Consider the following 24546-nt stretch of genomic DNA (forward strand, 5'->3'; position numbering starts at 1 on the left):
GAGGCCGTTCAGGCCGATGCGGGGGTCTGGGGGCGGCAGCCCCCAGGAACAAGGGACGGGCGGGGGCGGAGGGGGCGAAAAGCACTCGGCCCGCCCCGCGCCCCGCTCAAAGCCGCCCGATATCCCCCCGAGGCATCTTCGGCACACGCCGAGCCGGCGCCCGCCCGGACAACAGAATCAGCCGAGCCGCCCGATGCCGCTGCCCCGCATAGGGCGCCAGCAACGCCAGCATCACGGAGTCGTCCGCGTCACGATCCCCGGCCAGGGCGTACCCCACGATGCCGGGCAGATGAAGATCCCCGACGGTGACGGAATCCGCCGCCCCATGACTGCGCTGCACAACCTCCGCAGACGTCCACGGCCCCACCCCGGACACCAACTCCAGCCGAGCCTGCGCCCGCACGGGGTCGAACAGCACCGCCTCCTCAAGCCGCGCAGCAACCCGTACGGCCCGAAGAATCGTAGAAGCCCGCTTGTTGTCGACCCCGGCCCGATGCCACTCCCAGGAGGGAATCAACGCCCAGGTCCGCGCCGCCGGCATGACGTACATCCGCTCCGGCGCGGGCCCCGGCGCCGGCTCCCCGTACTTCCGTACGAGCAACCGCCAGGCCCGGTACGCCTCGTCCGTGGTGACCTTCTGCTCCAGCACGGACGGAATCAGCGACTCCAGCACCAGGCCGGTACGGGTCAGCCGCAGCCCCGGCCGCCGATGCCGGGTGACCGCGACCAGCCGGTGCCGCGGTTCGAAGGCCTCCGGATCGTCCAGCGCCCCGAGCAACTCCGGGAGCCGGTCGAGCAACCACTCGCCCCCCGCTCCCCACGCCTCGCCGTGAACCACCCCGCCGCGCAGCGCGACCCGCAGCGTCCCGGGCCCGGCGGGCGTCCGGCAGGCCCGCCACACGGACCCGTCCGGCGTCGTACGGAAGGTGGGATCGCCCGGCCCGCGCCGCAGCGGGCCGAGCACGAGCCCGAGGTCGAGAGGCCAGGGCGGCGTCCAGGTACGCGTGCGCCCGGGTGCGGTAGCGGGCCGCGGCACGCTACCGGGCACCACGACATGCCCGCCGCGCACAGTCGTACGCGTCGGCCGAGGAGCGAAGCGTCCGGCCACGAATGAGGTCCTATGAGGTCTTAGGGGGTCCTGGAGATGCTCGGGAAACTCGGGATGCTCTGGATGCCGTACGAGAGTAGGCGCTCCGCCCGCCCCGAACGCACGGGTCACCGCACCTCGATGAACTCCCCGGCATCCCGCTCGGGCCGCGCCCTGGGCACCTCCGCCGCGTGCCCCACGGCCACCGCCCCCATCGGGTCCCACCCCTCCGGCAGCCCCAGCACCTCTCGTACGACATCCCGGCAGAACATCGTCGACGACACCCAGGCGGAGCCGAGCCGCTCCCCGGCGAGCGCGACGAGGAAGTTCTGCACGCCCGCTCCGGCGGCGACCACGAACATCTCGCGCTCGGCACCGTCCCGCCGTACGTCGCCGTACGTATGAGCCCCGTCCATCACCAGACACGGCACGACGAGGTACGGCGCGTTGCGCAGCACATCCCCGCGGCGCACCCGCTTGGCGATGGACTCCTCGGCCTTTCGGTCGCCCCGCAGGTCCGCGATCCACGCGTCCCGCATGGCGTCGAGCAGCCGCGTCCGGGACTCCTCGGACTCCAGGAGGACGAATCGCCAGGGAGTGGTGTGATGCGGCGCGGGCGCCGTGACGGCCGCGGCCACGGCCCGTCGTACGGCACCGGGGTCGACGGGCTCGTCGGTGAAGGCCCGTACGGTACGCCGCTGGGTCACCGCCTCCCGTACGGCCTCCGAGGTGCCGAGCCGGAACATGTCGTCGCGCCCGCCCCGTACCATCGCCCGCGCTCCCTCCCCGTCGTCCTCCGACACCACGTGCGGCAGCCCGCGCACCACGGCGACGGGCAGCCCGGCGGACTTGCCCTTGACCAGGTCACCGGCGGCGGCCAGTTCGTCTGCGGTGGCGACGACGGTCGCGCTCAGCGGATTGCCGTGCGCGTCCGTGCCGCCGCGCAGATCGTCGAGGACCCGTACGCCCGCGGCCCCGATGGCGACATCGGTGAGCCCGGTGCGCCAGGGCCGCCCGAAGGTGTCGGTGATCACGACACCGAGGTCCACGCCGAGGGCGTCCCGCAGTCCGTCCCGAATCGTGCGTGCGGAGGCGTCGGGGTCCGTGGGGAGCAACAGCACGGTTCCGGCAGGGGTGTTGGAGGCATCGACCCCGGCGGCGGCCATCACCAGCCCCTGCCGGTTCTCGACGATCCGCAGCGCTCCGCGACGCGCCACGACTCGTACGGTCTCCGCGTCGATGGCGGCCTCACGGTCGGCGGCCTCGACGATCCGTCCCTCCGCCTTGGACACGATCTTGGAGGTGACGAGGAGCACATCACCGTCGACGAGCCCCGGCTCGGCCGAGGCGATGACCTTGGCAAGGTCATCGCCCTCGCGAACCTCGGGAAGCCCGCTCAACGCCCAGACCCGATAGCCGGGAGAAACCCCGAACCCCACCGCGCCGCGCCGCCCGGCCCCCGCGGTGCCGGGCTCCGCGTTCACGTTGGTGGCTTGTGCGGTGCCGGGCTCCGCGTTCACGTTGGTGGCTTGTGCCGTGCCAAGCCCCGCACCCACCCCCGTGGCCGCCGCCGCACCAGGCTCCGCACCAAGCCCCGCACCCACCCCGGCGGGCCCCGCCGAACCCTGGCCGTCCCTGAACTCCTCCTCCGGAGGGAGCCCCGTGCTCAAGACGCCCGCACCTCCTCCGCCAGCGTCAGCGCCTCACGCGCCATCTGCGCCGTCGCGTCGAGGTCGGACATCATCAGCGGCACGGCCCGGCAGCGGATCCCGGCACTTTCCACCCGCTCCACGGCGGAGGCGTCCACCGTGTCGACGAGCCAGCCGTCCAGGAGCCCCGAGCCGTAGTGCTCGGCGACCGCGGCGGCCGTGGACTCGACGCCCACCGCCGCCAGCACCTTGTCGGCCATGCCGCGTACGGGCGCGTCACCGACGATGGGGGAGAGGCCGACCACGGGAACGCCCGCATCGGCGATCGCCTCCCGGATGCCCGGCACAGCGAGGATCGTGCCGACGGAGACGACGGGGTTGGACGGCGGGAAGAGGATGACGTCCGCCTCGGCGATGGCTTCGAGCACCCCGGGCGCCGGCTTGGCCTGCTCGGCGCCGACCGGCACGATGGCCTCGGCCGGCACGGAGGCCCGCAGCCGCACCCAGTACTCCTGGAAGTGAATGGCCTTGCGCTCACCGTCGATGTCGACGGCGACATGGGTTTCGATACGGTCGTCGGACATCGGGATGAGGCGGACGCCCGGCTTCCACCGGTCACACAGCGCCTCGGTGACGGCGCTGAGCGGGAAGCCCGCCCCGAGCATCTGCGTCCGCACGATGTGCGTCGCGAAGTCCCGGTCGCCGAGCCCGAACCACTCGGGCTCGACCCCGTACGCCCCGAGCTCCTCCTTCAGGTGGAAGGTCTCATTGTCCCGACCCCAGCCCTGCTCCTCGTTGATGCCGCCGCCGAGGGTGTACATCACCGTGTCGAGGTCCGGGCAGACCTTCAGCCCGAAAAGGTGGATGTCGTCCCCCGTGTTGCCGATGACCGTGATGTCGGCGTCCGGCGCGGTCTGCTTGAGACCACGCAGGAACCGGGCACCACCGATACCGCCTGCCAGAACCACAATGCGCATGGGAATCAGTCTTGCAGGCGGGTACGACAACACGGCAGGCGGTTACGAGACCTCAGCCGTACGAGACTCGGCTGCAGGAGGTCCCGAGAGTTCGGCGACCGCGCACCGGGCGGCGTGCATCGGCATCTCGGTCAGGCCCGGGTAGTACACGTGCAGGCTCACCGCCGGTTCGAGGGAGTCGTTGACGACCTCGTGGACGTAACCGGGCGCGAACACCCGCTGCGAACGGGTGCCCAACGCGCGCGTGCCGCGTTCCGTGCGTTCGGTCAGCGTGCCGTCCAGGACGGTCAGTACGCCGGAGGAGCCCCCGTGGTCGTGCAGCCCGCTGCCCTGTCCGGGCACCCAGGAGAGCAGCCACACCTCGTAGCCGGGCCCGGTGCTCAGCCGGTGGTACCAGCGCGAGGTGGCGTCGTACCGGACGAGGTGCTCCCACTGGGAGCGGTCGGCGGCGATGGAGCGCGCCAGGCCGGCGAACTCGGCCACGGTGGACGGGTGCTCGGGCGGCGGCTGGAGCAGGTGCGGTACTTCGAGGATGTCGCCGGCGATCTGGAGGTCGCTGTCGCTGTTCATGGGGTGCGGTGGTTCCTCGGCGGGAGAGTGCTGGGGTGTCGCGGACCATTTCCGCCCGGGTCACGGACGGGGGGTGTCGCCCGGGTGCGGGCGGGGGGTCGCTCCGCTACGGAGCGTCGGCTGGAGCGCGGTACGGCTCAACAGCTGGAACAGCAACAACAGCTACAGCGAGCGCGGACAGCACCGTGGGACCCGGCAGTGCGGGTCGAGGTGAGCGCCAAGTTCGCGAGCATGCCCACAAGCACATCGGTTCACACCTCGACTGTCAACTTCGGGCCCGCCATGTGGGAGATGTTTCACCACATCCGGTTCATCTGTGAGGCGAAAGGTTTGTTCAGGAGCCGCCCCGGACACATGGCGCACAACCGGGCGCACAATCCTCGCCGCGGGCCCGTGATTCGAATGTGATCCGGTTCGCTTCGTTGTTCGCGTCGGAACGAGATCGAACTCCTGGGCGTCCTCCCCTCTGAAGGGGGCGGGGGTCCGGCCTGGGCACCTTCGGCCGTCAGGGTTTATGCCGATTTGAACACTTTCCGCATAGCCTTGGTTCCGCAGAGTGAATAAGGGGCCCAATAGCAGATCTCGGCTTGACTGGCCCGGATCGGCACACTTGTAATTTCACTCGTGTCGTTCAGCCGAAATCGGTAACGGCAGCATCACGGGGACGCGAAAGACAGACGAGGGGCGCACATGACCGAGCTGGTGCAGCAACTGCTGGTCGACGACGCGGACGAGGAACTCGGCTGGCAGGAGCGCGCGCTGTGCGCCCAGACCGACCCCGAGTCCTTCTTTCCCGAGAAGGGCGGCTCCACCCGCGAGGCCAAGAAGGTCTGCCTCGCCTGTGAGGTCCGCTCCGAGTGCCTCGAATACGCGCTCGCCAACGACGAACGGTTCGGCATCTGGGGCGGCCTGTCCGAGCGTGAACGACGTCGCCTGAAGAAGGCCGCCGTCTGAGCGTGAACGACCCGGCCTGAAGAGGGCCCTGTCCGGCCAGAAGGTGCACACCCCTACGTACCGAGACGTAACGAACGGCCCGTCGCAGGTGGGTTATCCACAGGCGGCGGGCCGCCGTGTTGCCCAGCCGTTAGTGTGGGCCTCCGTCCGAGACGTCCCACTGCTCCCCGCGGGCACAGGCGTCCACCGCAGTCCATCGAACCGGGGCCCGTACCTCGATGTCCGTGCACAGCCATACGGCAGGCCAACACGACGCTGCCACTCCTGAGTTCCCGCGCCACGTGGTGACCGCGGTGCTGGTCTCCCATGACGGCGCCCGCTGGCTGCCCGAGGCGCTCGCCGGGCTGCTCGGCCAGGAGCGCCCCGTGCAGAACGCGGTGGCGGCCGACACCGGCAGCGCGGACGACTCCGCCCAGCTGCTCACCGAGGCGCTCGGCGCCGACCGCGTGGTGCACCTCGCCCGGCGCACCGGCTTCGGCCAGGCCGTCGAGGAGGCCACCCGCACCGCCGGTGTGCTCACCCCGGACGACCTGCCCTACCTGAAGCGCCCCAGCGGCTGGGACCCCGTCACCCGCACCTGGCGCGACGACGCGTACGACATGCCGGAGCTCCCGTACGGCGAGCCCGAACAGTGGCTCTGGCTGCTGCACGACGACTGCGCACCCGAGCCGGACGCCCTGTCGCAACTGCTGCGGGTCGTGGAGAACGAGTCGGAGCTCGGCAAGGAAGTCGCCGTGCTCGGGCCCAAGCTCCGCGGCTGGTACGACCGCCGGGCGCTCCTCGAAGTCGGCGTCACCATCGCCCACTCCGGCCGCCGCTGGACCGGCCTGGACCGCCGCGAGCAGGACCAGGGCCAACACGACCACGTACACCCGGTGCTGTCCGTGTCCACCGCCGGAATGCTGATCCGGCGCGATGTCTTCGAGGAACTCGGCGGCTTCGACCGCCGGCTGCCCCTGATGCGTGACGACGTCGACCTGTGCTGGCGGGCCCGGTCCGCAGGGCACAACGTCCTCGTCGCCCCCGAAGCGGTCGTACGACATGCCGAGGCCTCCTCCCGCGAGCGCCGCACCGTCGACTGCGTGGGCCGCACCGCCGCCTCCCCGCACAAGGTGGACAAGGCTGGCGCCACCTACACCCTCCTCGTCAACGCCCGTACCGCGGAGCTGCCCTGGATCCTGTTCCGGCTGGTCCTCGGCACCCTGCTGCGCACGGTCGCGTATCTCGTCGGCAAGGTCCCGGGACAGGCCGTCGACGAGATCCGCGGGCTCCTCGGGACGCTGCTGCGCCCCGAGCGGATCCTCGCGGGCCGCCGCACGCGCGGCCGCCCGCAGGTCGACAAGGACGAGCTGCGCCCGCTGTTCCCGCCGCCGGGCGCCACCGTGCGGGCCACCATCGAGCAGGCCGCGAGCAGCCTCGTGGGCAGCTCCGACCCCGAGGCCACCACCGGCGCCGGACGGCACGGCGGCGCGGTCGAGTCCGGGCCCGGCGGAGACGACGCCGACTTCCTGGAGGTCGAGCAGTTCGGCCGGGTCAAGCGCGTCGTGCGCAAGCCCGGACCCGTGCTCTTCGTCGTACTGCTCTTCGTCTCGCTCATCGCCTGCCGCGCGCTCGTCGGCAGCGGGGCGCTCGCGGGCGGCGCGCTGCTGCCCGCACCCGGCGACGCCTCCGAGCTCTGGTCGCGCTATCTCGACGGCTGGCACGCGGTGGGCGCGGGCGGGACACAGACGGCTCCGCCGTATCTGGCGCTCGTCGCGATGCTGTCCTCGCTGCTCTTCGGCTCCACCGGGCTCGCGGTCACCGTGCTCCTGGTGGCCTCCGTACCGCTGGCCGGTTTCACCGCGTACTTCGCCTCACGGCCGCTCGTCGAGTCCCGCCTGCTGCGCGCCTGGGCGTCCATCGTGTACGCCTTCCTGCCCGCCGCCACGGGCGCGCTCGCGAGCGGCCACATCGGCACCTCCGTCCTCGCGATCCTGCTGCCGCTCCTCGCGCGCGCGGGCATCGCCGCAAGCGGGCTGACGAACTCCTCCGGTGCGCGCGGCAGCTGGCGCGCCACCTGGGCGTACGCCCTGCTGCTGACGTTCACCACGGCCTTCACGCCGATCGTGTGGCCCATCGCGCTGGTTCTGGGAATCGCACTCCTCGTAGTGCGCAGGAAAGAGATCCCCACCCACGGACTGCGTTTCCTGGCCCAGCTCGGCACCCCGCTGCTGGTCCTCGCCCCCTGGTCACTGACGCTGCTCCCGTTCGGCTTCTTCAAGGAGGCCGGTCTGGAGTACGGGTCCGGCGCTGCCTCCGCGCTCGACCTGCTCGGCGCCAGCCCCGGCGGCCCCGGGACCGTCAGTGGGCTGATGCTCATCGGCGTCGTCCTGGCCGCGCTGGCCGCCCTGCTGCGCACCGAGCGCCAGGCGGGGATCTGGGCGGCCTGGGCCGTCGCCCTGGTGGCGATGGTCTTCGCCGTACTGTCCAACAGCTCCGCCTGGGCCGGCCCGGCGACCCTCGTCTACGGCCTCGCGCTGCTCGCCGCGGCCGCGGTCGGCGCCGACGGGGCACGCTCACGCGTGGCCGAACAGAGCTTCGGCTGGCGCCAGCCGGTGGCGGTGCTGATCGCGTTCACCGCCGCCGCGGGCCCCCTGCTCGTCGCGGCCGGCTGGATGATCGGCGGCGCCGACGGGCCTCTGGAGCGCCGCGACCCGGTGCAGGTGCCCGCCTTCGTCGCCGAGGAGAGCGGCACCCGCGACCAGGCACGCACCCTCGTCCTCGACAGCAGGTCGACCGCCGAGGTCGGCTACACCCTGGTCCGCGGCTCCGGCGCCCGCCTCGGCGACGCCGAACTCGCGGTGGCGGACGGTGAGAACGAGCAGCTGGCCAAGGTCGTCGCCAACCTCGTGGCGGGCTCCGGCGCCGACCAGGCCGACGAACTCGGCGACTTCGCCGTGCGCTATGTCCTCGTCCACAAGGGTGCGCCCCGTGAAATGACCAGCGTCCTGGACGCCACGCCCGGCCTGAGCCGGCTCAGCCAGGGGGACGGCAGCGCCCTGTGGCGCGTGGACCGGCAGGTCTCGCGCGCCGCCATCGTCCCCAAGACCGGCGACCCGCTGTCCATCGCCGCCGGACCCGTCGAACTGCACACCACCATCCCCGCCGGCGCCGACGGCCGCATCCTGCGCCTCGCCGACACGGCCGACGAGGGCTGGACGGCGAGCCTGGACGGCAAGCCGCTGACCCGCACCACGGTCGACGGCTGGGCGCAGGGCTTCGAACTGCCCACCGGCGGCGGCAAGCTGGACGTCACCTTCGAGGCCCCGCTGAGCCACACCGCATGGCTGTGGGCGCAGGGCGCCCTCGCCGTCGTCCTCGTGGTGATGGCCCTGCCCGGGCGCCGCCGTGACGTCGACGACGACCTCCCCGAAGAGGAGGAGGTCCTCGCCCAGGACGTCACGGGTGACGGCCGCCGCGCCCGCCGTCTGCGTGCCCAGGCGGAGGCCGAGCAGACCGCACAGGACGACGGCACCCTGCCTCCTCCGGAGGAGGAGGTCCCACTGGAGCCGGCCGCGGTCCCGCAGCAGCAGGCGTACGGCGAGTGGGACACCCCGAGCTACGCGGCCGCCGAGTACGGCACCTACGGCGCCGAGCAGTACCAGGGCCAGCAGCAGTACCAGACCGGCACGTACGAGCAGCCCTACCAGGCGGACCCCTACCAGAGCGGCCAGTACGACCCGTACGCATACGGCGGCCAGACGCAGTACGACCAGACGTACAACCAGGGCTACGACGCGAACGGCCAGGGCTACGACCCCGCGTACGACCCGTCGGCGCAGCCCCCGCAGCCTCAGATGCCCCCGCAGCCGCCGTACGGCCCTGACAGTGAGCGCCCCGACGGGAGCCAGCAGTGAACCGCACCACCCTGTCCCTGATCGTCGGCACGACCGCGCTGGCCGCCGTCACCGGCTTCGCCGCGCTCAGCGCGCCGGACGCGTCGGACGACACCGCCGTGAAGGCGGCCGCGCTGCTGCCCGTCGAGCGCACCAGCCTGCTCTGCCCGCAGCCCAGCACCTCCGACCTCGCGGAGACGGCGTACACGTCCTTCACGCCCGTCTCCGCGGGCACGGGCGACAGCGGCAAGGCCGAACTGCAGGTCGCGACCGAGGAGTCGGCGGACGGCGGCGCCGACGACAAGGCCGAAAAGCCGGTCCTGGAGGTCAAGGAGCCCGGCAAGCCGGCCACCGGCGACAACTCCGGTGCCGAGGCGCCCGCCCTGGTCGGCACCGCCGAGGGCAGGTTCGCGCCAGGCTGGACCGTCCAGGAGACCACCCAGGTCGCCGCGGGCACCGGCCGCGGCCTGCTCGGCACCAACTGCACCGCTCCGGACACCGAGTTCTGGTTCCCGGGCGCCAGCACCGCCGACGACCGCACCGACTATGTGCACTTGACCAACCCGGACGACTCCGCCGCCGTCGTCGACATCGAGCTGTACGGCAAGGACGGCGCCCTCAAGTCCACGCTGGGCGAGGGCATCACGGTCCAGCCGCACTCCAGCGACGCACTCCTCCTGAACACGCTGACGGGCGACCCGCTGGCGGACCTCACCGTGCACGTCACGGTCCGCAGCGGTCGCCTCGGAGCCGCCGTGCAGGCCCTGGACGACAAGACCGGCGGCGACTGGCTGGGCGCCTCCACCGACCCCGCGGGCAGCCTCGTGCTGCCCGGCATCCCGAAGGACGCCACGGAGGTGCGACTGGTCGCCTTCGCGCCCGGCGCCACCGACGCCGACCTGAAGGTGCGCCTCGCCTCGCCCACGGGACTGATCACGCCCGCGGGCAACGAGACCCTGCACGTGAAGTCCGGCATGACCGCCACCGCCGACCTCGGCGATCTGACACGCGGCGAAGCGGGCTCCCTGGTGCTCACCCCCACCGGCACATCGGTGCCGGTCGTCGCCGCTCTGCAGGTCGTACGCGGCAAGGGCGACAAGCAGGAGACCGCGTTCATCCCGGCCACCGGCCCGGTGGGCACGCGCGCGACGGTCGCCGACAACACCTCCAAGGCCTCCACCCTCGCCCTGACCGCCCCCGGCGAAGCCGCCGAGGTCAAGGTCACCGCGTCCGCGGGCAGCGAGGGCGGTACGGCGGTGACGAAGACGTTCACCATCAAGGGCGGCACGACGCAGAACATCGAGGCGCCGGTCCCGAGCGGCCTCAAGGGGACGTACGCGCTGACCGTCGAGCCGGTCTCCGGAGGCTCCGTCTACGCCTCCCGGATGCTCACCGCCGGCGTGAACGGCATCCCGGGCTTCACCATCCAGACCCTTCCGGACGACCACGGGACGGTGGAGGTGCCGAAGGCCAGGCAGGATCTCTCGGTGCTGCAGAAGTAGGCCGGCCGGAGAAAGCGGGTGCCCCGGTCGCCAGGGGAGTCAGTCCTCGCCGTACCGCGGATCCACGGTCTCCGGAGTGAGCCCCAGCACCTCCGCGACCTGCTCCACGACGACCTCGTGCACCAGGGCGGCACGCTCGTCACGGCCCTTGGTGCGGATCTCGACGGGGCGCCGGTAGACGACCACGCGCGCGGGGTGGCCCTCGCGCTCGGGGATCGTGCCGCCCAGGGGTACCGACTCGTCGGTCCAGCCGTCTCCCGAGCCCTCCAGACGGGGCACTTCAAGGACGACGAAATCGATGTCGGCGAGCTGCGGCCAGCGCCGCTCCAGCCGCTCCACGGAGTCCTGCACCAGGTCGGCGAACGCCTCGGCGCGGCTCGCGGCGAGCGGCACCTGGGGAGGCGCGACGGGGCCACGCATGCCCCTGCCATGGCGGTCACGACGGCGGGGCCCGGGTGTGGCGGCGCGGGGCGGTACAGGGTTGTCCATCACTGACGAAGAGTAGTCCTCGTCAGGGGCGTGCGCCCGACCCCCACGCGGCGGACCGCCGACGGCGCGGGGATCTTGACCCGCGGCCGTCCGGGATCTCTGTCCGTGACGAGCCGGACGCGACGCGTGGCTGTCCCGGACGCCAGGTGCGGCCGTTCCGGATGTCACGCGTGGTCGTTGTGGGTGGTGCGCGTGGCCGTTCCGGATGATGCGCGGTGACCACTCCTGATGTCGCCGGATGATCGTTCCAGCCAAGGTTGGCTCGATTCCGTATCCTCCAAGACCGCCCCTGGCATGGCAATTGACATGTTTTGCACCAAGTGGTAACCGGTTTCAGGTCTGTTCGGCATCGCGGCGCCCGATGTCGCCCCAGGTCAGGGCCGGGTGCACGGAGGCTCATGTGGGCGTTCTCACAGCACGACACGGTGGGGTGACCTGGGAGAGAGTCGTCGCGGCCCGCTCAGGAGTGCGGTACCGTCCAACGTCGTGAGCCCTGTACGTCGCTGTTCGCGCACCGCTTGCGGCCGCCCCGCCGTCGCGACGCTGACGTACGTCTACGCCGACTCGACCGCGGTCCTCGGCCCGCTCGCCACCTACGCCGAACCTCACTGCTACGACCTGTGTGCGGAGCACTCCGCGCGCCTCACCGCGCCGCGCGGCTGGGAGGTTGTCCGGCTCGCCGACCCTTCCGCTCCCTCCCGCCCCACCGGTGACGACCTGGAAGCGCTGGCCAACGCGGTACGCGAGGCGGCCCGTCCGCAGCAGCGCGCCGCCGGGGCCGGTGGCGGCAACGCGCGCACGGTGGACCCGATGGAGGTCGCGCGCCGCGGCCATCTGCGGGTGCTGCGCTCGCCGGACTCCTGAGCTCCTTGCTCCTGTTCGCCTGGCCGAACCCCCTTTCCCTGAGGGCGACTTCACCTCGGTGCACGTTCCGTGCACGTTTCACCCGGCGGTGCAGAGGTCTTGACGCGCACTTGTCGCGGACACGACCATTCCTCCGCCCGTGAGAAACCGCTTTCCGTATCGCGGAATCGGAGGAGGTGCCCGTGTACATCCAGGAACTGGAACCCGTGGCCGGTTCACTCGGCCTGTCCGCCCTCGTCGCGACCCTGCCCCTCGTCATCGTCCTGATCCTGCTCGGCGGCGTCCGCATGAAGGCCCACCAGGCCGGACTGATCGGCCTGCTGGCCGCCGCGCTGGTTGCCGGGCTCGCGTACGGCATGCCGGTCGGCCAGACACTCTCCAGCGCCGCTCAGGGGGCCGTCTTCGGCCTCTTCCCCATCCTGTGGATCGTCGTCAACGCCCTGTGGGTGTACCGGATGACGGTCCGCACCCAGCACTTCGACATCCTCCGCCGCTCCTTCGGGCGCCTGTCCGACGACCCGCGCATCCAGGCGCTCGTGATCGCGTTCTGCTTCGGCGCCCTCCTGGAAGCTCTCGCGGGCTTCGGCGCCCCGGTCGCGATCTGCTCGGTGATGCTGGTCGCGCTCGGCTTCGACCCGGTGCGCGCGGCGGTGGTCGCGCTCGTCGCCAACACCGCTCCGGTCGCCTTCGGCGCGATGGGCACCCCGGTCGTCACGCTCGCCCAAGTCACCGGCCTGCCACTGGATTCCGTCGCCTCCGTAGTGGGCCGCCAGACGCCACTGCTGGCCCTGGTCGTACCGCTCGTCCTCGTCTTCCTGGTCGACGGGCGGCGCGGGCTGCGCGAGACCTGGGTGCCGGCCCTCGTGTGCGGAACCGCCTTCGCCGTCGCCCAGTTCGCCGCCTCCAACTACGTCTCCGCGCAACTCGCCGACATCGGGGCCGCGTTGGTGGGTGCGGGCGCCCTCGTCGCCGTACCGGGGGCGCGCAGGCCGGCCGCCGAGCCCGTACGGGTGGCGGTTCTGACCGGCGTACGGAGCGAGGACCTGGACGAGGAGGACCCGCGGCCCGAAGTCGTGCGCGCCTACGCCCCGTACGCGCTGATCGTGGTCATCTTCTCCATCGCCCAGATCCCTGTCGTGAAGGACTGGCTGGCCGGCGCGACCCGCGTCTTCGACTGGCCCTTCCTGGACGTGGTCAATCCGGACGGCGAACCGGTCGGCGGCAATGTCTTCACGCTACCCCTGGTGTCGACCGGCGGCACGCTCGTCCTGCTCGCCGGGCTGGGCACGGCCGCCGTACTCGGGGTGCACGCGCGCGTGGCGGTCAAGGAATGGGCCGCGACCGTGCACGAGTTGAGGTTCGCGATCCTCACCGTGACGTCCGTACTGGCGCTCGCCTATGTCATGAACCTCTCCGGGCAGGCCGCCACGATCGGCCACTTCGTAGCGGCGGCCGGCGCGGGACTCGCCTTCCTGTCACCGGTCCTGGGCTGGTTCGGCGTGGCCGTGTCCGGCTCCGACACCTCGGCGAACGCCCTTTTCGGTGCCCTCCAGGTGAGCGCGGCCAGGGAGTCGGGTCTGTCTCCCGAACTGCTCGCCGCCGGCAACAGCTCGGGCGGCGTCCTCGGCAAGATGATCTCGCCACAGAACCTGACCATCGCCTGCGCGGCGGTCGGACTCGCGGGCCGCGAGGGCGACCTGCTGCGCAAGGTGCTGCCGTGGAGTCTCGGGCTGCTGCTGATCATGTGCCTGATCGTGGCGGGGCAGAGCACGCCGGTCCTGGGTTGGATGCTGCCCTGACAGAACGAGGATCGCATCCGTGCGGGAACGACGGCGGCTGTCGTGATGGAACGAGAGCCGCCGTGACGCGGTGCGTTACCACCAGGTGACGGACGAGTCCCCACAGGTGACGAAAGAAGCCCCCAGGTGACGGATGCGCATCCGCTGAGCCGCGGCACACCGGACTGTCAGTCCGTACAGGTAGTTTGAGGCGACCTAAGTGGACTTCTGGAGGGTTGGCCGTGACTGCTGATCTGTCGCAGCTCGTGAAGGCGTACGACGTACGCGGTGTGGTCCCCGACCAGTGGGACGAGCCGCTGGCCGAGCTGTTCGGGGCGGCCTTCGTCCAGGTGACCGGCGCGGACGCGATCGTGATCGGGCACGACATGCGGCCCTCGTCGCCCGGTCTGTCGCGCGCCTTCGCGAGCGGTGCGGCGGCGCGCGGCGTCGACGTCACCGAGATCGGGCTGTGTTCGACCGACCAGCTCTACTACGCGTCGGGCGCGTTCGGCCTGCCGGGCGCCATGTTCACGGCCTCGCACAACCCCGCCCAGTACAACGGCATCAAGATGTGCCGGGCGGGCGCGACCCCGGTCGGACAGGACACCGGCCTCTCCGAGATCCGTGAACTCGTCGAGTCCTGGCTCGACTCGGGCGCCCCGGCCCCCTCGGACGTCACACCGGGAACGATCACACAGCGTGACACGTTGAAGGACTACGCGGCGTACCTCCGCGGCCTTGTCGACCTGACCTCCATCCGCCCCCTGAAGGTCGTCGTCGACGCGGGCAACGGCATGGGCGGGCACACCGTCCCGACAGTCTTCGACGGACTGCCCCTCGACCTGGTGCCGATGTACTTCGAGCTGGACGGCACCTTCCCGAACCACGAGGCGAACCCGCTCGACCCGGCGAACATCGTCGACCTCCAGAAGCGGGTACGCGAGGAGGGCGCCGACCTCGGCATCGCCTTCGACGGCGACGCCGACCGCTGCTTCGTCGTCGACGAACAGGGCGACCCGGTCCCGCCCTCCGCGATCACGGCCCTGGTGGCCGCCCGCGAGCTCGCCAAGCACCCCGGCGGCACGGTCATCCACAACCTCATCACCTCCTGGTCGGTGCCCGAGGTCGTACGGGAGCACGGCGGCATCCCCGTCCGCACCCGCGTCGGCCACTCCTTCATCAAGGCCGAGATGGCCACGTCCGGTGCGATCTTCGGCGGCGAGCACTCCGCGCACTACTACTTCCGCGACTTCTGGAACGCGGACACAGGCATGCTGGCCGCCCTCCACGTCCTCGCCGCGCTCGGTGGCCAGGACGCCCCGCTCTCCCGGCTCGTCGCCGAATACGACCGTTACGCCGCCTCCGGCGAGATCAACTCCACGGTCGACGACCAGAAGGCCCGCCTCGCCGCGATCAGAGCCACCTACGAAGGCCGCGAGGACATCACCCTCGACGAACTCGACGGCCTCACGATCACCGCCGCCGACTGGTGGTTCAACGTCCGCCCCTCCAACACCGAGCCACTGCTCCGCCTCAACACAGAGGCACGCGACGAGGCGATGATGGCGAAGGTACGGGACGAGGTGCTGGAGATCATCAGGGCCTGACAGTCATGCCCTCCGGCGCTGGAGATCTTTCAGCCCGTTCGGCGATTGAGGACGAGCGCGTTCAGCGCGACGGCGGGGGTCTGGGGGCGGCAGCCCCAGGAACTAGAGACGGGCAGGGGCGGAGGGGGCGAAAAAGCAGAAACCCCCACCCCCACCCCGTCGACGAGGCCCAGCGCGCCCCCCCCCACAGGCCAGCGCCGCGCCCCCGCCCACAGCGGTACCCTGACCAGGCCGCATCCACCCGTTCGGAAGGACACCCCATGCCGCTCGAAGCCGGCCTCCTGGAGATCCTCGCCTGCCCGGCCTGCCACGCCCCGCTCAAGGAGCAGGAGAGCGAGCTGGTCTGCACGAGCAACGACTGCGGCCTCGCGTACCCCGTCCGGGACGGCATCCCCGTACTGCTCGTCGACGAGGCCCGCCGTCCCGCGTAACGACGATCCGGCGATCGGAGGCTGCCGCCCATGCTCGACGAATCGCTGTTCGACGCTCCCGAGGCACTGGCCCAGGCGGACCGCCGCGGCCTCCTCAGGGGCGCCGCCGAGGCAGGCGCCCATGTGCGCACCGCCGCCCGGCACGCCGCCGAGGCAGGCATCCCGGAGCTCAAACCGGACGGCCGCCCCCGCGCCGTCCTGATCGCGGGCCCAGGCACCGCCGCGACCTGTGTCGCCGACCTGCTCGGCACCCTCGCCGGAGCCGGCTGCCCGGTCACCCGGCTGAGCCCGACCGGCGTCGCCGCGGACGCGGGCGCCCTGCGCTGGGAGCTCCCCGGCTGGGCGGGCCCCGTGGACCTGCTCCTGATCGCCACCCCGGACGGTTATGAGCCCGGCCTCTCACTCCTGATCGAGCAGGCCTACCGGCGCGGCTGCACCGTCGCCGCCGTGGCCCCCGCCCACTCCCCGCTGCCCGAGTCGGTGGACGGCGCGCACGGCCTGTTCGTACCGCTGGCAACCACCCCGTACGAGCGGGAGGAGGTCGCGGCCGCGTCCGCCCCCGGCGTCCTGTGGGCGCTGCTCACCCCGCTGCTCGTACTCCTCGACCGCACCGGCCTGCTCACCGCGCCCCCGGAGGCCGTCCAGAAGGTCGCCGACCGCCTCGACCGGATCGCCGAGCGCTGCGGCCCGACCATCGCGACCTACAGCAACCCCGCCAAGACCCTCGCCGCCGAACTCGCCGAGGCGCTCCCGGTGATCTGGACCGAGGGCCCGTCCGCGGGCCCGGCGGGCCGCCGCTTCGCCGCCGCGCTCGCCGAGCTGGCCGGACGCCCCGCGCTCACCGCCGAGTTGCCGGAGGCGCTCGCCGCGCACACCGCGCTGCTGGCCGGCGCGCTGGCCGCCGGCGCCGACCCCGACGACTTCTTCCGCGACCGCGTCGAGGAGCAACAGGCCATCCACGCGCGCGTGGTGCTCCTGCGCGACCGCCCGGCAGGCGGCCTCACCGCCGCCCCGGCCGCCCGCGAACTCGCCCTCAGCCACGACACCGCGATCAGCGAACTCGAACCCGAGGAGGGCGGCGAACTCGAGACCCTCGCCGAACTGATCGCCATCACGGATTTCGCCGCCGTTTACCTGGCGCTCGCCTCAGGCGCCTGACCTTGACGCACACGGGGTAGCCCGCACCGGACCTCCGCGTGGTGAGAAACGCCCGCTGAGCAGCGTACGTACGGAGAAAAGCACACACTATGGACCGCCTCGACAACACCGTCCGCCCCTACGCCTGGGGTTCGACCACCGCCATCCCGCGGCTGCTCGGCGTGGAGCCGACCGGTGAACCGCAGGCGGAGATGTGGATGGGCGCCCACCCGGGCGCACCCTCGCGCACCGAACGCGGTCCGCTCACCGAGGTCATCGACGAGGACGCCGAGAAGGAACTCGGCCGCGCGGCGGTCGCCAAGTTCGGCCCCCGCCTGCCGTTCCTGCTGAAGATCCTCGCCGCGGGAGCCCCCCTCTCCCTCCAGGTCCACCCCAACCTCGAACAGGCGCAAGAGGGTTACGAGGACGAGGAGCGCCGCGGCGTTCCCATCGACGCCCCGCACCGCAACTACAAGGACGCCAACCACAAGCCCGAACTGATCTGCGCTCTCACGGAGTTCGACGGCCTGTGCGGTTTCCGCGCCCCCGCCGAGGCCGCCGAACTGCTCGCGGGCCTGGATGTCGACTCCCTCAAGCCGTACGTCGACCTGCTGCACGCCCACCCCGAAGAGGCCGCCCTGCGCGAGGTCCTCACGGCGCTGCTCTCTGCCGACCGCGACGACCTGGCCCACACGGTCACCGAGGCCGCGGCCGCCTGCGCCCGCCTCGGCGGCTCCTACGCCCCGTACGCCGAGATCGCCCACCACTACCCGGGCGACCCCGGCGTCATCGCCGCGATGCTCCTCAACTACGTTCAACTCCAGCCCGGCGAGGCCCTGTTCCTCGGCGCCGGCGTCCCGCACGCGTACCTGAACGGCCTGGGCGTCGAGATCATGGCCAACAGCGACAACGTCCTGCGCTGCGGCCTGACCCCCAAGCACGTCGACGTCCCCGAACTCCTGCGCGTCGTCCGCTTCGAGGCGAGCGACCCCGGCGTACTGCGCCCGGAGGCGTCCCCCGACGGCGAGGAGGTCTACGAGACCCCCATCGACGAGTTCCGCCTCTCCCGCTATGTCCTGCCCCAGGACGCGGCCCCACACGACCTCACCGCCGCGACCCCGCAGATCCTGCTGTGCACGGCCGGTTCCGTACGAGCGGACGGCAGCACGCTCGCCCCCGGCCAGTCCGTCTTCGTATCGGCGGGCGAAAAGGTCGAAGTGTCCGGCCCTGGCGCGATTTTCCGCGCGACGGTAGTGGCCTGATGTGACCACTGTGGCGGCCTGACGCGCCGTTGTCGGGGCAGGCTGCAACAATGGCCCACTGGCAAAAGGCAGGCAAAGCCCTGGACGGCGTACGAAGGGACAGCAGGAGCACATGAGCGCTTCAGGCGGCACCAAGGCGATCGTGGCGGCACTCGGCGCCAATCTCGCGATCGCGGTAGCGAAGTTCGTGGCGTTCCTCTTCAGCGGTTCGTCGTCGATGCTCGCCGAGTCCGTGCACTCGCTCGCCGACTCCGGCAACCAGGGCCTGCTCCTGCTCGGCGGCAAGAAGGCCAAGCGCGAGGCAACCCCGCAGCACCCCTTCGGCTACGGCCGCGAGCGCTACATCTACGCCTTCCTCGTCTCGATCGTGCTCTTCTCGGTCGGCGGCATGTTCGCGATCTACGAGGGCTACGAGAAAATCAGGCACCCGCACGAGATCGAGGCCTGGTACTGGCCGGTGGGCGTCCTCGTCTTCGCGATCATCGCGGAGTCCTTCTCCTTCCGGACGGCCATCAAGGAGTCCAACCCCCTGCGTGGCCAGAAGTCGTGGAAGGAGTTCGTCCGCCACGCCAAGGCTCCCGAACTGCCGGTCGTGCTCCTGGAGGACCTCGGCGCGTTGGTGGGCCTGGTCCTGGCGCTGGTCGGCGTGAGCATCGCCCTGGCCACCGGCGACGGCATCTGGGACGGCATCGGCACGCTCTGTATCGGCATCCTGCTCATCCTGATCGCGCTGGTCCTCGCCGTGGAGACCAAGTCCCTCCTCCTGGGCGAGTCCGCGGGCCTCGAAGAGGTCAAGAAGATCGAGGCAGCCATCGTCGACGGCAACACGGTCACCGGCATTATCCACATGCGCACCCTCCACCTCGGCCCGGAGGAACTCCTGGTCGCCGCCAAGATCGCCGTCCAGCACGACGACACCGCCACCGAGGTGGCCACCGCGATCAACGCCGCCGAGTCCCGCATCCGGGAAGCGGTCCCGATCGCCCGCGTCATCTACCTGGAGCCCGACATCTACAACGAGGCCGACGCGGCGAAGGGCCCGGCCCCAGAAGCAACACCGGGCGGCCCGGCACACCCCACCGAGCACTGATCTCCACTCGTACGTCCCCGGGGCCCGCCTGAAGTACAGGTGGGCCCCTTTCCGTCAGATCTGTGAGCCCCGTCAGACCTCACCCGTACCTCTGACCTGCACGGGCCACGGTTGACAGCAGGATCATGCCTTTCCCGGTCGTACGCGGACTGGGGAGGGCCGGGGTCACCGGTGTAGCTTGGTGGTTGAGCCAGACGTCGCTGCTGATGGCGGTCGGTCGGTCCCTTCCGCGGACCGGCCGAGGGAGAGAGGGCCTCCGACGGACTGCGTTGCGCGCACCGGGCACTCCTGTGCCCAGCGGGGCATGCGTATGCCCGCCGCCGCGCAGACCAGCCGTACCACCTCGCCCCAATCCCGAACCCGAGGAGCAGCTCGACATGACGACTGTCGACAACCGACAGGACTTCAAGGTCGCCGACCTCTCCCTGGCCGCCTTCGGCCGCAAGGAGATCACCCTCGCCGAGCACGAGATGCCCGGCCTGATGTCGATCCGCAAGGAGTACGCCGAGGCGCAGCCCCTCGCGGGCGCCCGCGTCACCGGCTCCCTGCACATGACGGTGCAGACCGCCGTCCTCATCGAGACCCTGGTCGCCCTCGGCGCCGAGGTCCGCTGGGCCTCCTGCAACATCTTCTCCACCCAGGACCACGCCGCCGCCGCCATCGCGGTCGGCCCGAACGGCACGCCCGAGAACCCGCAGGGCGTCCCGGTCTTCGCCTGGAAGGGCGAGACCCTGGAGGAGTACTGGTGGTGCACGGAGCAGGCCCTGACCTGGCCGAACACCCCCACCGGCGGCCCGAACATGATCCTGGACGACGGTGGTGACGCCACCATGCTCGTCCACAACGGCGTCCAGTTCGAGAAGGACGGCAAGGTCCCCTCCCTCGACACCGCCGAGTCCGACGAGCACCGCGTCGTTCTCGAGCTCCTCACCCGCACCATCACCGAGGGCTCACAGAAGTGGACTCAGGTCGCCTCGGAGATCCGCGGCGTGACCGAGGAGACCACGACCGGTGTCCACCGTCTCTACGAGATGCACCGCGACGGCACCCTCCTGTTCCCGGCGATCAACGTGAACGACGCCGTCACCAAGTCGAAGTTCGACAACAAGTACGGCTGCCGCCACTCCCTGATCGACGGCATCAACCGCGCCACCGACGTTCTCATCGGTGGCAAGACCGCGGTCGTCTTCGGCTACGGCGACGTGGGCAAGGGTTGCGCGGAATCCCTGCGCGGCCAGGGCGCCCGCGTGATCATCACCGAGATCGACCCGATCTGCGCGCTGCAGGCGGCGATGGACGGCTTCCAGGTCACGACCCTCGACGAGGTCGTCGACAAGGCCGACATCTTCGTCACCACGACCGGCAACAAGGACATCATCATGGCCGCCGACATGGCCAAGATGAAGCACCAGGCGATCGTGGGCAACATCGGCCACTTCGACAACGAGATCGACATGGCCGGCCTGGCGAAGATCGAGGGCATCGTCAAGGACGAGGTCAAGCCGCAGGTCCACACCTGGACGTTCCCCGACGGCAAGGTTCTCATCGTCCTCTCCGAGGGCCGCCTGCTGAACCTGGGCAACGCCACCGGTCACCCCTCCTTCGTGATGTCCAACTCGTTCGCGGACCAGACACTGGCCCAGATCGAGCTGTTCACCAAGCCCGAGGAGTACCCGACCGACGTGTACGTGCTGCCCAAGCACCTGGACGAGAAGGTCGCCCGTCTCCACCTCGACGCGCTCGGCGTGAAGCTGACGACGCTCCGCCCCGAGCAGGCCGCGTACCTCGGTATCGAGGTCGAGGGCCCGTACAAGTCAGACCACTACCGCTACTGAGCTCCCCCGCCGAGCAGCGGTACCACCGCTCGGCGTACGGATGTCAGCAGGCCCTCGCCCCCGCGGCGGGGGCCTGTCCCCGATGAGGACCTGAACTCCCATGCCACGCGGCCGTTATTCGCTCCATGATCCGCACGATCACACCCCCCTGGCTGAGGAACACTTCCACTGCGCGCCCGGCCCCTCCGGCTGGCGCTATGTCTCCCAACTCACCACCCCCTCCGGCGACCATGCAGGCTCCGTCGACCTTGCCCTCGACGACCTCGGCCGCCCCATCCGTCTCGAACTGAACGCCGCGAGCTGGCAGGTCCGCGGCGCCGCGCTCGACGGCGTCACCTGGGTCCGCACCGATCCCGCGGGCACGCAGGCCACCGAAGGCAATGTCCGCGCCCACGCCTTCACCGGCCCCTCTCCCGCGTTCCTCGTCGCCACCGCCCGCCTCCTTCGCCTCGCCCCGTCCGCCTCCGCGACCCGCGTACGCCTCGTCGCCTTCACCGACCCCGTCCTGGCCCCACGCACCCTCGACCAGTCCTGGGCCTTGATCTCGAGAGAAACACACGCCACTGACAACGGCCCCCTCACCGTGGACGAATACCAGGTCACAGCCCTGGACACCGGTGAGCAGCACGCCGTACACATCGCGGGAGACGTGGTGCTCGCGGCACCCGGCATCGAACTGGAACATCTCGAATCACCCCCGTCGGTATTCACCTGACGAGGTGCAGACAGACAAGCCCTAGGCGGGCGGTGCGAAGCCGGTCGAAGGACGGCCGCCCTGGTCGTGCTGCGGTGCGGCAGGCGGTGGCGGAACGGGCTGCGGTGCCATACCCGGCGGCGGCGACTGCTGCTGCGTCGCGAGAGGGGACGGGGTTCCCGGAGCGACCGACGCATAGGGGTAGGTGCCCGGTTGCACGGGAGCAGGTCCGACCGCGCCCGGCATCCCGATCGTCGGTCCACCCGGGCCGCCGTACGGAGCCACGGCAGGCCCGCCACCGAAGGACCGCCGGACCTCCCGTGCCTGCCGCTCCTGCACCACGGCCGCCAGATATGCGGCCGGTGGGACTCCGGGCGGCGCCGGAGTCCCCGTACGGGCGGCCAGATCCATGGCGAGCCGCTCCGCCATCGCCCCACCGACCTGCGGATCCAACTGCCGCATCCGCGTCAGGTACTGCCGGATGGCCAGCCACAGACCGTCCGGAACCGCGGACAGATCAAGCGCGGCGAATCGACCCGTCAGCCAGGGCGGCGGTGGAGGCACGAAGGGCGTACGGCCGGCCGGGATCCTTTCCCGCACGACAAGGGTCCCCGCGAACACGTCACCCAGCCGCCGCCCGCGCGCCGACACGAGAGAGGCGATGCACGCGACGATCCCGAACGTCATCAGAAGCTCGACCACACCGACGGCACCACGAACCAGCGCATGCCTGAACCGGATGGGCCCACCGTCGTCCCGCACCACCCGCAGCCCGAACGCCAGCTTCCCGAGCGAACGGCCGTGGCTGAGGGTCTCCACGGCAATCGGGCCGCCCACCAGAACGAGAAGGAAGCACGCGATCGAGAGGGCGACCTGCGCAGCCTCGTCCAGTCCACCCGTCGAAGCCACCAAGCCGATGGTCACGACGACATAGACGATCGTCGCCACGATCAGATCCAGCAGGACGGCCAGCGTCCGGCTCGGGAGTTTCGCGGGGCGCAACTCCAGCGCCACCGCCTCGCCCGTCACTAGCTCACTCACGCTCGCCGTCCTTCCCCTGGCCTGCCTTGCGAATGTCCAGTCTGCCAAGCTGAGGGCACATCGCGTCGCAGTACGACAAGCTGACACTCACGACGAGTAGCCGAGGAGCAGCAAACCAGATGGACCTCGACGTCTTCGTGTCCGCCCACCGCGCCGAGTGGGACCGGCTCGACGGACTGATCCGCCGCCAACGCCGCTTGACCGGAGCGGAGGCGGACGAACTCGTCGCCCTGTACCAACGCACCGCCACCCATCTCTCCCTGATCCAGTCAAGCGCCCCCGACCCTCAGCTGACGGGCCGCCTCAGCCAGCTGGTGGCACGCGCGCGTAGTGCCGTGACAGGCACGCGCCGCGCCTCCTGGAGTGATGTCACACGCTTCCTGACGCACGGCTTCCCGGCCGCGGTCTACCGCTCGCGCCACTGGTGGGTTCCCACGGCTCTCCTGTCCACCGTGATCGCGGCCCTCCTGGGGTGGTGGATCGGTACGCACCCCGAGGTCCAGTCCTCGATCGCGGCCCCCAGCGAACTGCGCGAACTCACGCGTCCCGGCGGCCAGTACGAGACCTACTACTCCAGCCATCCCGCCGCGTCCTTCGCGGCGCAGGTGTGGACGAACAACGCCCAGGCCGCCGCGATGTGCCTGGTCCTGGGTATCTTCCTGGGTCTCCCGGTCATCTGGATCCTGTTCCAGAACATGCTCAACCTGGGCGTCGGCATAGGCCTGATGTCCTCGGCCGGCCGCCTCGACACCTTCCTGGGCCTTGTCCTCCCGCACGGGCTCCTGGAACTGACGGCCGTCTTCGTCGCCGCGGGCACAGGCCTCCGACTGGGCTGGACGCTGATCGACCCTGGCCCTCGTCCCCGCAGCACGGCACTCGCCGAAGAGGGCCGAGCCGCCCTGGGTATGGCCATCGGCCTGGCCCTGATCCTCTTTGTCTCAGGCGCCATTGAAGGCTTCGTGACGCCGTCCGGCCTCCCCACCTGGGCCCGCATCGGCATCGGAATCGCCGCTGAACTGGTCTTCCTCGCGTACGTCTTTGTACTGGGCGGTCGTGCGGCACGGGCCGGTGAAACCGGTGACGTCGACGAGACAGAGCGCAGTGCCACCGTCCCGACAGCTGCCTGATGTGCGACCACCTTCGCTGACCTGCTAGTCTCCTCTTCGCCCCGAAAAAGCCGTTGACACGGAACGAACGGGGAGGTAGATTCGAACAGTTGCCTAGAACTGGACAGGTCCAGTGGCAGCCGTCTAGGGTCTGCCTGCTTCTGGAAACGTCGATTTCCGAGAGGCCCCTCCCGATGATTCAGAAATGGATGCCGGTTAATCCGGCCCAAAACTTCTGATAAAGTCGGAACTGCCGGAAAGGGAAACGCGAAAGCGGAAACCTGGAAAGCACCGAGGAAATCGGGTCCGAAAGGGTCTGGTAGAGTCGGAAACGCAAGACTGAAGGGAAACGCCCGGAGGAAAGCCTGAGAGAGTCTCTCGGGTGAGTACGAAGGAAGTGTCCGTTCCTTGAGAACTCAACAGCGTGCCAAAAATCAACGCCAAGTTTGTTGATACCCCGTCTCCGGTCGTTATGGCCGGGACGAGGTTCCTTTGAAGAAAACATCAGCGAGGACGCTGTGGACCGTGGGGATTATTCCTCCCTTCGGTTCCGCTCTCGTGGTGTCGTCCCGATTACGGGAAAACATTCACGGAGAGT

General features: G+C 70.6%; 19 protein-coding genes. 13 read left to right on the top strand and 6 right to left on the bottom strand.

Going from position 1 to position 24546, the window contains the following annotated elements; all coding sequences use genetic code 11:
- Positions 1 to 106: 106 nt before the first annotated feature.
- The 4 genes from ACFWP7_RS21030 to ACFWP7_RS21045 form a co-directional block, all read right to left on the bottom strand.
- Positions 107 to 1108: a DNA-3-methyladenine glycosylase family protein gene (locus ACFWP7_RS21030; RefSeq protein ID WP_384383052.1), complete on the bottom strand. Its 1002-nt coding sequence runs from the start codon at positions 1106 to 1108 to the stop codon at positions 107 to 109.
- 107 nt (positions 1109 to 1215) lie between these two features.
- Positions 1216 to 2526: a coenzyme F420-0:L-glutamate ligase gene (locus ACFWP7_RS21035; RefSeq protein ID WP_384383078.1), complete on the bottom strand. Its 1311-nt coding sequence runs from the start codon at positions 2524 to 2526 to the stop codon at positions 1216 to 1218.
- A gap of 227 nt (positions 2527 to 2753) precedes the next feature.
- The gene (gene cofD / locus ACFWP7_RS21040) at positions 2754 to 3713 is read right to left on the bottom strand and encodes a 2-phospho-L-lactate transferase (protein WP_384383053.1); all 960 of its coding nucleotides are present in this window, start codon (positions 3711 to 3713) and stop codon (positions 2754 to 2756) included.
- A gap of 42 nt (positions 3714 to 3755) precedes the next feature.
- Complete coding sequence (locus tag ACFWP7_RS21045) at positions 3756 to 4283, bottom strand: cysteine dioxygenase (protein WP_384383054.1); 528 nt, start codon at positions 4281 to 4283, stop codon at positions 3756 to 3758.
- Positions 4284 to 4973: 690 nt separating this feature from the next.
- On the opposite strand from ACFWP7_RS21045, the gene ACFWP7_RS21050 reads away from it, so the two are divergent.
- The 3 genes from ACFWP7_RS21050 to ACFWP7_RS21060 all read left to right on the top strand — a co-directional run bounded on the left by ACFWP7_RS21050 (position 4974) and on the right by ACFWP7_RS21060 (position 10614).
- Positions 4974 to 5237, top strand: a complete 264-nt coding sequence (locus ACFWP7_RS21050; protein WP_003975777.1) for a WhiB family transcriptional regulator — start codon at positions 4974 to 4976, stop codon at positions 5235 to 5237.
- Positions 5238 to 5455: 218 nt separating this feature from the next.
- A complete protein-coding gene (locus ACFWP7_RS21055) occupies positions 5456 to 9133 on the top strand; it encodes a glycosyltransferase (RefSeq protein ID WP_384383055.1) in 3678 nt (1225 codons plus the stop codon).
- Positions 9130 to 10614 carry a DUF5719 family protein gene (locus ACFWP7_RS21060; protein WP_384383056.1) on the top strand — a complete coding sequence of 495 codons (1485 nt, stop codon included), beginning with the start codon at positions 9130 to 9132 and terminating at the stop codon, positions 10612 to 10614. Before ACFWP7_RS21055 ends, ACFWP7_RS21060 begins: the two co-directional genes overlap by 4 nt.
- A gap of 39 nt (positions 10615 to 10653) precedes the next feature.
- Here ACFWP7_RS21060 and ACFWP7_RS21065 read toward each other — a convergent pair whose 3' ends face one another.
- On the bottom strand, positions 10654 to 11103 hold the full coding sequence (locus ACFWP7_RS21065; RefSeq protein WP_384383079.1) for a metallopeptidase family protein: 450 nt from the start codon (positions 11101 to 11103) through the stop codon (positions 10654 to 10656).
- A 435-nt stretch (positions 11104 to 11538) separates the two neighbouring features.
- On the opposite strand from ACFWP7_RS21065, the gene ACFWP7_RS21070 reads away from it, so the two are divergent.
- From ACFWP7_RS21070 to ACFWP7_RS21110, 9 genes are all read left to right on the top strand, one after another.
- Positions 11539 to 11967, top strand: a complete 429-nt coding sequence (locus ACFWP7_RS21070) for a DUF3499 domain-containing protein (protein WP_384383080.1) — start codon at positions 11539 to 11541, stop codon at positions 11965 to 11967.
- 182 nt (positions 11968 to 12149) lie between these two features.
- Positions 12150 to 13766, top strand: coding sequence for an L-lactate permease (locus ACFWP7_RS21075; RefSeq protein ID WP_384383057.1), 1617 nt, complete (start codon positions 12150 to 12152; stop codon positions 13764 to 13766).
- A gap of 221 nt (positions 13767 to 13987) precedes the next feature.
- Positions 13988 to 15352 carry a phosphomannomutase/phosphoglucomutase gene (locus ACFWP7_RS21080; RefSeq protein ID WP_384383058.1) on the top strand — a complete coding sequence of 455 codons (1365 nt, stop codon included), beginning with the start codon at positions 13988 to 13990 and terminating at the stop codon, positions 15350 to 15352.
- A gap of 260 nt (positions 15353 to 15612) precedes the next feature.
- The gene (locus ACFWP7_RS21085; protein ID WP_365442229.1) at positions 15613 to 15783 is read left to right on the top strand and encodes a Trm112 family protein; all 171 of its coding nucleotides are present in this window, start codon (positions 15613 to 15615) and stop codon (positions 15781 to 15783) included.
- 30 nt (positions 15784 to 15813) lie between these two features.
- Complete coding sequence (locus ACFWP7_RS21090) at positions 15814 to 16941, top strand: SIS domain-containing protein (RefSeq protein ID WP_384383059.1); 1128 nt, start codon at positions 15814 to 15816, stop codon at positions 16939 to 16941.
- Positions 16942 to 17030: 89 nt separating this feature from the next.
- Positions 17031 to 18182, top strand: coding sequence for a mannose-6-phosphate isomerase, class I (gene manA / locus ACFWP7_RS21095; protein WP_384383060.1), 1152 nt, complete (start codon positions 17031 to 17033; stop codon positions 18180 to 18182).
- 112 nt (positions 18183 to 18294) lie between these two features.
- Complete coding sequence (locus ACFWP7_RS21100; protein ID WP_384383061.1) at positions 18295 to 19272, top strand: cation diffusion facilitator family transporter; 978 nt, start codon at positions 18295 to 18297, stop codon at positions 19270 to 19272.
- Positions 19273 to 19649: 377 nt separating this feature from the next.
- Entirely contained in the window at positions 19650 to 21107 is a 1458-nt protein-coding gene (ahcY, locus tag ACFWP7_RS21105; protein WP_384383062.1) for an adenosylhomocysteinase, read from the top strand.
- 100 nt (positions 21108 to 21207) lie between these two features.
- On the top strand, positions 21208 to 21822 hold the full coding sequence (locus tag ACFWP7_RS21110) for a hypothetical protein (RefSeq protein WP_384383063.1): 615 nt from the start codon (positions 21208 to 21210) through the stop codon (positions 21820 to 21822).
- A gap of 21 nt (positions 21823 to 21843) precedes the next feature.
- Here ACFWP7_RS21110 and ACFWP7_RS21115 read toward each other — a convergent pair whose 3' ends face one another.
- Positions 21844 to 22842 (bottom strand): RDD family protein, encoded by a 999-nt coding sequence (locus tag ACFWP7_RS21115; RefSeq protein ID WP_384383064.1) that lies wholly within the window; start codon positions 22840 to 22842, stop codon positions 21844 to 21846.
- A gap of 119 nt (positions 22843 to 22961) precedes the next feature.
- Between ACFWP7_RS21115 and ACFWP7_RS21120 the strand changes: the two genes are divergently transcribed.
- Entirely contained in the window at positions 22962 to 23969 is a 1008-nt protein-coding gene (locus ACFWP7_RS21120; RefSeq protein WP_384383065.1) for a stage II sporulation protein M, read from the top strand.
- Positions 23970 to 24546: the final 577 nt, after the last annotated feature.

Origin of the sequence: Streptomyces sp. NPDC058470 (assembly GCF_042721055.1) — a bacterium.
Classification (GTDB): Bacteria; Actinomycetota; Actinomycetes; order Streptomycetales; family Streptomycetaceae; genus Streptomyces.

Excerpts from the sequence above, each read along its gene's own strand:
- ACFWP7_RS21085 (WP_365442229.1), top strand. The coding sequence starts at position 15,613 with ATGCCGCTCGAAGCCGGCCTCCTGGAGATCCTCGCCTGCCCGGCCTGC.
- ACFWP7_RS21120 (WP_384383065.1), top strand. The coding sequence starts at position 22,962 with ATGGACCTCGACGTCTTCGTGTCCGCCCACCGCGCCGAGTGGGACCGG.
- cofD (WP_384383053.1), bottom strand. The coding sequence starts at position 3,713 with ATGCGCATTGTGGTTCTGGCAGGCGGTATCGGTGGTGCCCGGTTCCTG.
- ACFWP7_RS21045 (WP_384383054.1), bottom strand. The coding sequence starts at position 4,283 with ATGAACAGCGACAGCGACCTCCAGATCGCCGGCGACATCCTCGAAGTA.
- ACFWP7_RS21100 (WP_384383061.1), top strand. The coding sequence starts at position 18,295 with ATGAGCGCTTCAGGCGGCACCAAGGCGATCGTGGCGGCACTCGGCGCC.
- manA (WP_384383060.1), top strand. The coding sequence starts at position 17,031 with ATGGACCGCCTCGACAACACCGTCCGCCCCTACGCCTGGGGTTCGACC.
- ACFWP7_RS21050 (WP_003975777.1), top strand. The coding sequence starts at position 4,974 with ATGACCGAGCTGGTGCAGCAACTGCTGGTCGACGACGCGGACGAGGAA.
- ACFWP7_RS21110 (WP_384383063.1), top strand. The coding sequence starts at position 21,208 with ATGCCACGCGGCCGTTATTCGCTCCATGATCCGCACGATCACACCCCC.
- ahcY (WP_384383062.1), top strand. The coding sequence starts at position 19,650 with ATGACGACTGTCGACAACCGACAGGACTTCAAGGTCGCCGACCTCTCC.
- ACFWP7_RS21090 (WP_384383059.1), top strand. The coding sequence starts at position 15,814 with ATGCTCGACGAATCGCTGTTCGACGCTCCCGAGGCACTGGCCCAGGCG.
- ACFWP7_RS21055 (WP_384383055.1), top strand. The coding sequence starts at position 5,456 with ATGTCCGTGCACAGCCATACGGCAGGCCAACACGACGCTGCCACTCCT.
- ACFWP7_RS21065 (WP_384383079.1), bottom strand. The coding sequence starts at position 11,103 with ATGGACAACCCTGTACCGCCCCGCGCCGCCACACCCGGGCCCCGCCGT.